The following is a 10,494-nucleotide window of genomic DNA, read 5'->3' on the forward strand; positions in this document are numbered from 1 at the left end:
GACACGATTATGCTCTTGCCAATCTCTTTAAAGAAACTCAGTGTCATCTTCCTCATGGGTACGGTGCTAGGACTCACTGCATGTGAAAAATCATCAAAAACGGTGGAACAAAATAGTGAAATCAGTTCCGATGATCAAATCATGAAAGAGCTGAATAGTGATCCTATTAAAAACTTTGCCAAGACCCCAGATGATCTACACGACTTAACGCTACTGACACAATATGACGAGAGCTTTAGTCAAATTAGCGATGAGATGGAAGATGAGCTGATGAAACTGCGTGAGGAAGGCAAACTCACTGATGAATTTGCCACACAGCGTAAGCGTGACAACATCCAGTCGGCATTAAATATGCTCAAAGAACTCGAAATGAAAACTGAGCAAGGCCGTTATATTCAAGGCTTGATGTATCAGTACTGGGACAATCAATCACAGATTTATCGTGAAAAAAATCAAGCAGCCGATGGTGAGTTGAAAAATCCTAGTGATAGTGTCAAAGGTCTCGGTCAGTTTATTCATGCACAAGAACAATTGGGACATTGGCAGGAACAATATCCTGAACTAAAAAAAACTCGACAGCCTTAATCTTCCAACCCTTTGCAATCTATTCACCCAAATTCAATGTGGATGAATGACAGGGCGACACGAGCTTATTACTTAACATCAAGGGTGCAAACCTGCCCTTGATGTGATTTCTCAATCTTGATTTACGCTATGGTCGTTCAGCATATTGTGGTAAATCACCTGCGATATCATCCCATTCTGCTTTAGATGCGACAAAGATATGACAGGTTGGTTTCTGCGTCAGAGGTGTATCTAAGGTGCCTATACGTAAGCGGTAATAATCAGGCGTTTCAGCCTTTATACTGATGATTGGCGAACCACACTCACTACAAAAACAGCGCTGTGTGGTAGCGGTAGACGCATACTGTTTCAGAAACTGCTCACCGGCTACAATTTTAAAATCTGCTTTAGCAATCGGGGCATTGGTCGCAAATGCTGTACCATTGGCTTTTCTGCACCGAGAACAATGACATTGCACGATCTCACCAATCGGACCATTGATCTCATAACAAACCGCTCCACACAAGCAGCTTCCGGTATATTGTTCTTGTACGCGCATAGTGGTCTTTCTTAGAAGAATTTCATCTCAAAATATCACAACTCCTCAGCAAGATTGTGACAATTTGAAGCGCTTAGTTCCGCAAAGAAACCAGATAGTTTTGAACCCCTTCACCCGCTGCTCGACCGGTTGCAAGGCAGGCTGTTAGTAAATAGCCTCCAGTAGGCGCATCCCAATCCAACATTTCACCGCAAGCAAATACTGCAGGATTGCTCTTCAATTGTAAGCCATCATTTAGGACTGAACGCTTCACACCACCTGCGCAGCTAATCGCCTCATCTATCGGGCGAAATCCGTCAAGTTGAATATCTAAATGTTTAATTTTCGCTGCTAGTAAGGCCGGCTCATGCCAAAAAGATTTATCCACCAGTTCACGGACCAGCGCAGCTTTCGCCGCATCTAAACCGGCTTTACGCCAAACATTGGTTAAAGACTGCTTCTTCGAAGGCTGTAGTTTCTTTGCCAATTGCTCAACAGATTGATCTGGCAATAGGTCCAAAGTCAGCTGCATGGGCTGAGCAGATTTCACCTGTTGACGCAGTGCTCGACCTTGTTTGTAGATCAATCCACTTTCCAGCCCATAGTGTGAAATGATGATATCGCCTTGGGTCGGCTCGGCTTGATCGACCCATGCATTGACTCGCTTTAAGGGCTGTCCAAACACAGGCTGCATAAACTTCGACCAAGCGCGTTCCACGCCAGCATTACTGGCTTGAAAAGTTTCAATGCTCTCAGGCTGCAGCCATTTTTGCCATGCGCCATCACTGCCTAAACGTGACCAAGACACTGCGCCACATGCCATAATAATCGCATCAAAGCCAAGCACTTGACTTGATTCATCAACAAGGTTTTGAATCGTTAGCTGATTGGACTGTAAGTCCAAAACTTGATGTCGATAATGAAACTGCACCCCGTCTAGACTAAGACGTTTTAACCAGGCTCGCAGCAAAGGCGCAGCTTTCATTTCAATAGGAAAGACCCGACCAGATGAACCAATATAGGTTTCAATGCCCAGCCCCATCATCCACTGTTGAATCCATGCTGCATCCCACTGCTTAACCCATGGGCTCAGCCATTCCACTTGATCATAGCGCTGCACAAATTGTTCAACGGGTTCTGCATGCGAAATATTCAGCCCCGTCTTGCCAGCCATTAAAAATTTACGGGCTGCCGATGGTTTTTGCTCATAAACATGAATGTCATAGTCAAATTGGCTAAGCACTTCCGCCGCCATCAATCCCGCAGGACCTGCCCCAATGATTGCAATACGCTGAGTCATGCCCAATTATTCCGCAGATGCTTCGGTGGGTTGCTTGCCTTGTAGCGGCTGAAAATCATCAAAACGTGTGGTATAGCCAGCGGGTTTAGTCACCAATAATTGTTGGCACAACTCACCACGTTCTAGATATTTAATCTCAAAGTGTGTACGTGCTGAAGTCTCTGCAATGCGTTCTTTGACAAAAGGTAGCTTCCAAACATCGATTAACTGCTGCTGCGCTTCCTCAATATATTCAGGAATATTACTGGCCAAGGTAATCTGACCACCCGGCTGCAAACGCGACAATAAAAATTCAAAAAACGGCATATTTAACCAGCGCTGTGCAGGATTATGCGGTTCAGGGTTTGGATACAAAATAAAGAATTGCTGTACTTGCGCAGGATGTAAGGCATGTACTACCCAAGGCAATGCATCAGCATGAATTGGAGCTAAATTGCTTTGCCCTTCAAGTTGATGCTGCTTTTGCATTGCCACAAATTTTTCACGTGTCCGCTCAACAGCAATCAATTGAAATTCAGGGTGATTGGCTGAAAACAATAATGCATGTTTACCTTTACCAGCCCCAATTTCCACACAAATCGGCGTGGAATCAATCGGCTGAAAATCACGGGGAGCTCGCATACGCTGCGCTTGAAATTGACGAATAGGCATAAACAGATCAAACTAAACAGAACGGCATAAGTCTAACAACTGCGACTGTATTTGCCTAATTGAATCATCCGTTTTTGCTGGAGTTAAGCATGCCCACCACCATGAATTGTCCACGCTGCGGCGCATTGACGACTTGGGAAAATAATGAATATCGCCCGTTTTGCTCAGATCGTTGTAAATTGATTGATCTCGGTGCATGGGCCAATGATGAATATCGTCTGCCGACACAAGATGCACCTCAGGCCGATGGTGGCCGTGAAGAAGACCAATTCTAAGGACTCAAGTGCATAACCCTATTATTTAGGTAAATAAAACAGGAATCCGTTTGGATTCCTGTTTTGTTAATTTAAGTTTCTCAATCTAGTTGCTTAACCCGCTTTACCAGCAACGAAAGGATTATGTTGTTTTTCATAACCAATGGTACTCATTGGACCATGCCCTGAAATAAACTGCGTGTCATCCGGCAAGCTAAAACATTCACGCTGAATGGAGTCGAGTAATTGTTGATGGTTACCGCGTGGAAAATCTGTCCGGCCTATCGAGCCTTTAAATAACACATCCCCCGTCCAAAGCACGGCATATTTTGCGTTATAGAACATGACATGACCTGGTGTATGCCCCGGTGCAAAACGAACTTCAAACTCTTCTGCACCCAGCTTCAAGGTTTCGCCGCCTTCCAACCATTGGGTCACATGGACATTTTCAGGGATCGGGAAACCGTATTTCGCAGAAACCTCCTGAATCATGTCCAACCAAAACGCATCTTCTTTATGCGGGCCAATCACTGGAACATTCCAAGCTTGGGTTAATGCCCCAACCGCACCTGCATGGTCTAAATGGCCATGCGTTAACCACAAGGCTTTGACCGTTAAACCGAGCGCTTCAACTTCGGCTTTTAATTTTTCAGGCTCTCCCCCTGCATCAATCAAGACCGCTTCTTTCGACTCAGAGTCCCAAACAATGGAACAGTTTTGTTGAAATGCCGTAACGGGCACGATTTTAACTTGCAACATAGGGCGAAAACCTCAAGGCGATGAATGGGCTAATGTTTGCTTTAAGGCATCAAGATTAGCTTGAAGTAATAAATTGAGCAATGCGACATGATCATCCCGCGCGTTTAATGCAGGAATATAACCATATTCACCACCGCCTGCAGCTTGGAAAATTTCAGCATTTTGCAGCGCCAACTCTTCTAGCGTTTCCAAACAATCCGCTGAAAATGCAGGGCTCATAACCTGTACCGATTTCACGCCTTGTTTGCCCCATGCGTCCAAAGTGGCATCAGTATAAGGTTTCACCCATTCTTGCTTACCAAAGCGAGATTGGAAACTGATTTCATATTGATCTTCAGTTAAACCAAGCGCTTGCGCGACTAAATGTCCTGTTACACGGCAACGGTCAGCATAGGGATCACCCTTGTCGGCATAAGGCTGTGGAATGCCATGAAAAGACATCAGTAACTTATCCGCGACCCCATGCTCCGCTTGATAATCACGCACACTTTGCGCTAATGCTTGAATAAATAGCGGGTGCTGATAGTAGTCACGAATAATGCTCAGACCCGGCAAATTACGCTGCTGTGGAATCCATTTAGCAATGGCATCGTATAAAGGTGCCGTAGATGTTGCTGAATACTGTGGAAACAACGGAAATAATAGAATGTGGTCTTGAGGCTGCTCAGCCAATTGCGCTAAAGCGGCAGAAATCCCCGGATTACCATAAGTCATGGCCGGAATCACATTCAGTTCAAATTCTGGATATTTTGCTGTGAGATGCTGTTTTACTGCGGCAACTTGCTCAAATAAAATTTCACGCATGGGTGAATCATTACCCCAAACCATTTCATAAGCATGTGCAACACGTTTAGGGCGAAATGGCAAAATAAACAAACGTAGAATGATTTGCCAAATCGGTTTCGGGATTTCAATCACCCGCTGATCTGACAAAAACTGTTGCAGAAAACGACGCACTGCGGGCACAGTTGGCGCATCAGGCGTACCTAGATTCGCCAGAATAATGGTGACTTTAGCTTTCTCGACAGGCAACATTACGCTTTTTCCATCAATTTGAATGACGCTAATGTAGCAGCTTTTTATCCATTTAATAAAATTGATTAATATGCAGATTTAAATTGAAAAACTCGATCATTATCAAGCAAATTACTTTCTAACAATTTTTGACCTTTACTGGTTACTTGCCACAACATCCGCTGACGGTCATCTCGGCCATTGGGCACAATCCAGTCATTCTGCCGCATCTGGCTTTTAATGCTGTGTAAAGCCCGAATATTCACCTGAGCACGAGCAACCGCATGCGCACGAGGCATTTCAACGCGGGCATCTTCCAAACCTGTTTCGTTTAGAAATTCATTCATGCGTTTAGAGAAAAACTCTTCTGGGGTCGGATTGACAAAAGTTGAACCTAAAATCGAAAGCAACTGTGCCCAAGTCATTTTTTTCTGAACTTTCAGCTCTTTAAAATTGCCATCTTGATAGGCATGCATGCGATATTCAAAAGAGAACACTTCATGCATAGACACTTTCGGTAAGCTCAGGAATGGGTCGACTTCTCGTTTTCCTGATTCTGTTTCGAGCTGTACCAATTTTGCTTTTAAGCGATCAATTTCATCATGCAAAGCTTGGGTATTTTGCGGACGAACCCAACCTGAAACAGGATAGCGCTCTAGCATTTGCGGCATGTTCAATCGCACTGCCATTTCTAAATCACGCAAGGTTCGATAGCTAAAGACTTGATCCACTTCATTTTGCAATAGCTTACGAAAGTCTTTGAATTTTTCACGTAGCTCAGGCTTTTCATCATGCAAAGAAAGATCACGTGAATTTGGATCTTCATGCATAAACACAATGACCGGCTTTTGTTTCGTCACTGCATAAATATATTCAAGGTGCATATAACCCACACCTGAAACAGACTGCTCGCCATACTGACTACCCAGTAAGATCACCACATAATCACAGTCATCAATTTGACGACGCGCAAAAGCCGTACTTAATGGTGTGCGCTGTTCCAACCCCCAAGAGAAAAAACCCATCCCTACAAGAGTCTGTGCCAATATGATCCGTTCTGGCTGCATTTCACTGCCAGATGTGGAAATGAATACTTGATAACGCTTATCGAGCATTAGAGATCCTCTTCCCGTTGCACGCTATATCCAGCACTCAAAAAAGTGGTTGCTGAAACATACAGCATGACTACCCCAAATAGATTTAAATTGTTTTATCTAAAATCGTTCAATCACAATGATTAAAATTCTAAACTTGCCGCCTGAATATTGCAGATTTTCCAAGTGATTTGATCATCTTGAATTAAGCGTGCTACCACAGGTGTTAAGTTTTCCGCATTATTTCCACTGACATAACATTCGATACGCAGTGAATCTTGGCGGTTATGCTCAAATAATAACTCATTTTTAATCAAAATTTGGGCTGTTTGTCGTGCAACCGCAAATCCTGAGTCAATTAATGTCAGCTTCTGACCAAAAATATACTGAATTGCCGATTTTAGGAAGGGGTAATGCGTACATCCAAGCACTAAATAATCTGCACCTGCATCTACAACTGGCTGTAATATCTCAGTTAATGTCTGCAGGCAAGGCTCAGTCATTTGCGCCCCCGCTTCAACAAAGGGCACCAATTCCAAAGAAGTCACTGACAAAACTTGCACCCCTGCAGGTTCAGCAAATCGCTGCATGACATCTTTGATTAATTTACCCCGAAAAGTCGCAGGCGTTGCGAGGACAGCCACAGTTTTACTTTTGGTCTGTAATACCGCGGGTTTTAAGGCTGGAACCAAGCCAATAATCGGAAAATTTTCACCGTAGTGTTCACGCAAATAATCCAAACTAAATGCCGATGCCGTATTGCATGCCACCACCGCGACTTTACACCCCTGACGGTATAACCACTCAATCGCATGTGCAGTCAGTTCACGGATGTCCTGATCTTGACGCGGTCCATAAGGGACATGTGCCGTATCTGCAAAATAAACAATCCGTTCATTCGGTAAATAACGTGCAATTTCCAACGCAACAGACAAACCACCAATACCTGAGTCAAATACCCCAATAGGCGCATCAGCAGTCGCTTTTGGCATGGGTACATTTAAGGGGTAAATGGGATGAATGGCGGTCATAGGGTCACTTTAATTTAGATTCAGAATGACAAGGTGGAAAGCTTAAACCTCAGGTGCCTAATTGCAAGTGCAAATCACCACTTTGTAACACTAAAATGGACTCCCCTTGCTCATTTTCAAGCAGCTCACCCATCTCGACTAAATGAAAAAATGCAGCACGTTGAATTAAGGCATTTATACCAAAACGAACATGCACATAAGGACGTAGTTCACCCTGATATTCACGCATAAAAATCGGATGTTCCTGATCAACAATAATCAGGTCTTGGGTGGTTGTGGTGAATTGAATATAGTTTTTAGCGTCAATCTCAACGTGATCCACCTGATTGACAAATAAAGGCTCATCTTCCACCTGTATTTCAATTTGTTCCACAGGGGTTTTTAAATAGAATTTCCCATCTTCTTTCCAAAGCACGGTTGAGAACAGATCAATGAGTGCTTGCCGCTTGATCAATTGACCATCGTGCCACCATTCTCCATTGGCTAAAACCTTCAAATCCATTGCACCACAATGCTTTGGATGCCATTGATCTAATGGAGGGATTGACCTTTTGTGACCGGACTGTCCATCTTTTAAGTATTGTGCAATGTTCATTAAATTTCTATCATCCCTATTAATGAATTTTTTCGTCGGGTTTTCGTTCAATTGCTGCTTCATCCGCCTAATAAATACCTTAGTGACGGAAAAATAATATGATTCAGCCAATTGGCTAGAACTCGGTTTAAAACTATACTAGCCCACAATATCAAAGACACGATAGAAAAATTGTGTCTGGGCATTAAGAACACTCATGGCAGCACCATTTAAATGAATTGAATGGATGCCACCTTCCGAAATATGAGGAGTCCTACATGGAACACATCGAACGTGAATCGATGGAGTTTGACGTAGTTATCGTCGGTGCAGGTCCTGCCGGCCTATCTGCTGCGATTAAAATTCGTCAACTTGCAATTGAAAATAACCTAAACGATCTGTCCGTTTGTGTCGTGGAAAAGGGCTCCGAAGTGGGTGCGCATATTCTATCGGGTGCTGTGCTTGAACCCCGCGCGATGAATGAATTGTTCCCAGATTGGAAAGAACAAGGCGCACCGTTAAATGTGCCTGTCACTGAAGATAAAACCTTCTTCTTATTGTCTGATGAAAAATCACAAGAAGCACCGCATTGGATGGTGCCAAAAACCATGCATAACGATGGCAACTATGTTATTTCGTTAGGTAACGTGGTTCGCTGGTTAGGTGCTAAAGCTGAAGAATTAGAAGTGTCTATTTTCCCAGGCTTTGCAGCATCTGAAATCCTTTACCATGAAGATGGTACTGTGAAAGGTATTCAGACTGGTGACATGGGCATTGGTAAAGATGGCGAACCAACGCATAACTTTACTCCTGGCTATGAACTTCATGCGAAATACACATTATTTGCTGAAGGCTGTCGTGGTCACTTAGGTAAACGTCTGATTGCTCAGTTCAACTTAGATAAGGATGCTGATCCGCAACATTACGGTATTGGTATTAAAGAACTTTGGGAAATCGATCCTGCTAAGCACAAACCAGGTTTGGTGATGCACGGTGCAGGTTGGCCTTTAAGTGAAACAGGTTCTTCAGGCGGTTGGTGGTTATACCACGCTGAAAACAACCAAGTGACGTTGGGTATGATCGTTGACTTGTCATACACCAATCCACACATGTATCCATTTATGGAAATGCAGCGCTGGAAAACACATCCACTGATCAAGCAATATCTTGAGGGTGGTAAACGTATTTCTTATGGCGCACGTGCGGTTGTAAAAGGTGGCTTCAACTCACTACCTAAATTCACTTTCCCAGGTGGTAGCTTAATTGGTGATGACGCAGGTTTCCTAAACTTTGCGAAAATCAAAGGCTCTCATACAGCAATGAAATCAGGCATGCTGTGCGGTGAAGCTGTATTTGAAGCGATTGCTGCTGGTGTGGAAAAAGGTGGTGACCTTGCCATTGCACGTGTAACTGAAGGTGAAGACTTCTTCGCTAAAGAGTTAACTGCGTACACAGACAAGTTTAATAACAGTTGGTTGAAAGAAGAGTTATATAACTCTCGTAACTTCGGCCCTGCTATGCATAAGTTTGGTCAATGGATGGGTGGTGCGTTCAACTTTGTTGATCAAAACATCTTTAAAGTGCCATTCACACTGCATGACTTACAGCCAGATTTCAGCGCTTTAAAAACTGTCGATGCTGCGAACTTCAAACCGAATTATCCAAAACCAGATGGTAAAATTACATTTGACCGTTTGTCTTCAGTATTCGTATCAAATACGGTACATGAAGAGAACCAACCTGCTCACTTGAAATTGACAGATGCTTCTATTCCTGTACATGTGAACTTACCAAAATGGGATGAGCCTGCTCAGCGCTACTGTCCTGCTGGTGTTTATGAAATTATGGAAGAGAATGACGGTTCTAAACGTTTCCAAATTAACGCGGCCAACTGTGTACACTGTAAAACGTGTGACATCAAAGATCCGTCTCAAAACATTACTTGGGTAACACCTGAGGGTGGCGGTGGTCCTAATTATCCTAATATGTAATCTCTTTTGAGATTGAAATAAACCCGCTTAATGCGGGTTTATTTTTTAATAGACAATCACACTCTTTAAATAAATATTATTACAAAAAAACTAATTCCTATAAAAAATGAATTTCATAAGTATTTCATTTAAAATAATTATCAATGTATTATTTTATATCCACTAGATTTAGATATTTTATAAATAATTAAAAGAAATAACCTCACTAAGCCTAAATACAAATTTAAATTTCATCTATATAGTAATATAATTTTTTAGACCCTTCAATTTTATAATAATTAATTTTAATTTCTCTAGAACTTTCCATATTACAAAGCTTACTTACAACTTCATCTCCTCCACCGTACATTGTAATTTCCTTATTTTCGATCAGAAAATTAAACGATGTAGGCTCTTCATAATTTCGATGAATTTTTTCCAACTTATATTTTAAGGTTAGATCTTTTATGTTAGAAAAATCAGTACTATTAAATGGAAAAACTCCCCTATTACACCCACCTAAAAAAAGCGCTTGTTTATTTTTCTCGTATAAATATGCTATTTTTTCGTCATCAGCATATACATGCGAGCTAATGAGCATCATAAAAACTAATATATTAGATCTCTTTCATAAATCAAAAAACGATCTTCTTTTTGGTTAATATTTGCACTCCGGATTTCTTAGCATTCGTGCATAATCTGCGGATGAAATACATCGATTCAAACAAGCTTTCTGATCCTCAGT

Annotated in this window: 12 protein-coding genes; 3 read left to right on the plus strand and 9 right to left on the minus strand. The window is 42.3% G+C overall.

The features are described from left to right. Window positions 1–9: 9 nt before the first annotated feature. Entirely contained in the window at window positions 10–585 is a 576-nt protein-coding gene (locus tag FTT94_RS09440) for a hypothetical protein (RefSeq protein ID WP_180170672.1), read from the plus strand. Between the two features lie 127 nt (window positions 586–712). On the opposite strand, the gene FTT94_RS09445 is transcribed toward FTT94_RS09440, so the two are convergent. The 3 genes from FTT94_RS09445 to FTT94_RS09455 all read right to left on the minus strand — a co-directional run bounded on the left by FTT94_RS09445 (window position 713) and on the right by FTT94_RS09455 (window position 3,059). Next, window positions 713–1,123: a GFA family protein gene (locus tag FTT94_RS09445; RefSeq protein WP_078189768.1), complete on the minus strand. Its 411-nt coding sequence runs from the start codon at window positions 1,121–1,123 to the stop codon at window positions 713–715. Between the two features lie 73 nt (window positions 1,124–1,196). Then, on the minus strand, window positions 1,197–2,402 hold the full coding sequence (locus tag FTT94_RS09450; RefSeq protein ID WP_180170673.1) for a TIGR03862 family flavoprotein: 1,206 nt from the start codon (window positions 2,400–2,402) through the stop codon (window positions 1,197–1,199). Window positions 2,403–2,408: 6 nt separating this feature from the next. Next, the gene (locus tag FTT94_RS09455; protein ID WP_180002966.1) at window positions 2,409–3,059 is read right to left on the minus strand and encodes an SAM-dependent methyltransferase; all 651 of its coding nucleotides are present in this window, start codon (window positions 3,057–3,059) and stop codon (window positions 2,409–2,411) included. A gap of 83 nt (window positions 3,060–3,142) precedes the next feature. On the opposite strand from FTT94_RS09455, the gene FTT94_RS09460 reads away from it, so the two are divergent. Further along, complete coding sequence (locus FTT94_RS09460) at window positions 3,143–3,328, plus strand: DNA gyrase inhibitor YacG (RefSeq protein WP_078189771.1); 186 nt, start codon at window positions 3,143–3,145, stop codon at window positions 3,326–3,328. Between the two features lie 93 nt (window positions 3,329–3,421). On the opposite strand, the gene FTT94_RS09465 is transcribed toward FTT94_RS09460, so the two are convergent. The 5 genes from FTT94_RS09465 to FTT94_RS09485 form a co-directional block, all read right to left on the minus strand. Then, window positions 3,422–4,066 carry an MBL fold metallo-hydrolase gene (locus FTT94_RS09465; RefSeq protein ID WP_078189772.1) on the minus strand — a complete coding sequence of 215 codons (645 nt, stop codon included), beginning with the start codon at window positions 4,064–4,066 and terminating at the stop codon, window positions 3,422–3,424. 12 nt (window positions 4,067–4,078) lie between these two features. Next, window positions 4,079–5,101 carry a ferrochelatase gene (hemH, locus tag FTT94_RS09470; RefSeq protein ID WP_180170674.1) on the minus strand — a complete coding sequence of 341 codons (1,023 nt, stop codon included), beginning with the start codon at window positions 5,099–5,101 and terminating at the stop codon, window positions 4,079–4,081. A 65-nt stretch (window positions 5,102–5,166) separates the two neighbouring features. Next, window positions 5,167–6,195 carry a DUF4062 domain-containing protein gene (locus FTT94_RS09475; RefSeq protein WP_180105933.1) on the minus strand — a complete coding sequence of 343 codons (1,029 nt, stop codon included), beginning with the start codon at window positions 6,193–6,195 and terminating at the stop codon, window positions 5,167–5,169. A gap of 122 nt (window positions 6,196–6,317) precedes the next feature. Further along, window positions 6,318–7,205: a glutamate racemase gene (gene murI / locus FTT94_RS09480; protein ID WP_168377950.1), complete on the minus strand. Its 888-nt coding sequence runs from the start codon at window positions 7,203–7,205 to the stop codon at window positions 6,318–6,320. Window positions 7,206–7,254: 49 nt separating this feature from the next. After that, the gene (locus tag FTT94_RS09485; protein ID WP_168377951.1) at window positions 7,255–7,863 is read right to left on the minus strand and encodes a DUF1285 domain-containing protein; all 609 of its coding nucleotides are present in this window, start codon (window positions 7,861–7,863) and stop codon (window positions 7,255–7,257) included. Between the two features lie 194 nt (window positions 7,864–8,057). Between FTT94_RS09485 and FTT94_RS09490 the strand changes: the two genes are divergently transcribed. Beyond that, entirely contained in the window at window positions 8,058–9,770 is a 1,713-nt protein-coding gene (locus FTT94_RS09490) for an electron transfer flavoprotein-ubiquinone oxidoreductase (protein ID WP_180105932.1), read from the plus strand. Window positions 9,771–9,993: 223 nt separating this feature from the next. On the opposite strand, the gene FTT94_RS09495 is transcribed toward FTT94_RS09490, so the two are convergent. Next, window positions 9,994–10,353 (minus strand): hypothetical protein, encoded by a 360-nt coding sequence (locus FTT94_RS09495; RefSeq protein WP_180170675.1) that lies wholly within the window; start codon window positions 10,351–10,353, stop codon window positions 9,994–9,996. Window positions 10,354–10,494 lie beyond the last annotated feature (141 nt).

Origin of the sequence: Acinetobacter sp. YH12027 (assembly GCF_013420085.1) — a bacterium.
Lineage (GTDB): Bacteria > Pseudomonadota > Gammaproteobacteria > Pseudomonadales > Moraxellaceae > Acinetobacter > Acinetobacter amyesii.

Coding starts and splice junctions, on each gene's coding strand:
- FTT94_RS09465 (WP_078189772.1), bottom strand. CDS start 4,066: ATGTTGCAAGTTAAAATCGTGCCCGTTACGGCATTTCAACAAAACTGT.
- FTT94_RS09475 (WP_180105933.1), bottom strand. CDS start 6,195: ATGCTCGATAAGCGTTATCAAGTATTCATTTCCACATCTGGCAGTGAA.
- hemH (WP_180170674.1), bottom strand. CDS start 5,101: ATGTTGCCTGTCGAGAAAGCTAAAGTCACCATTATTCTGGCGAATCTA.
- FTT94_RS09485 (WP_168377951.1), bottom strand. CDS start 7,863: ATGAAGCAGCAATTGAACGAAAACCCGACGAAAAAATTCATTAATAGG.
- FTT94_RS09440 (WP_180170672.1), top strand. CDS start 10: ATGCTCTTGCCAATCTCTTTAAAGAAACTCAGTGTCATCTTCCTCATG.
- murI (WP_168377950.1), bottom strand. CDS start 7,205: ATGACCGCCATTCATCCCATTTACCCCTTAAATGTACCCATGCCAAAA.
- FTT94_RS09460 (WP_078189771.1), top strand. CDS start 3,143: ATGCCCACCACCATGAATTGTCCACGCTGCGGCGCATTGACGACTTGG.
- FTT94_RS09495 (WP_180170675.1), bottom strand. CDS start 10,353: ATGATGCTCATTAGCTCGCATGTATATGCTGATGACGAAAAAATAGCA.
- FTT94_RS09490 (WP_180105932.1), top strand. CDS start 8,058: ATGGAACACATCGAACGTGAATCGATGGAGTTTGACGTAGTTATCGTC.
- FTT94_RS09445 (WP_078189768.1), bottom strand. CDS start 1,123: ATGCGCGTACAAGAACAATATACCGGAAGCTGCTTGTGTGGAGCGGTT.
- FTT94_RS09450 (WP_180170673.1), bottom strand. CDS start 2,402: ATGACTCAGCGTATTGCAATCATTGGGGCAGGTCCTGCGGGATTGATG.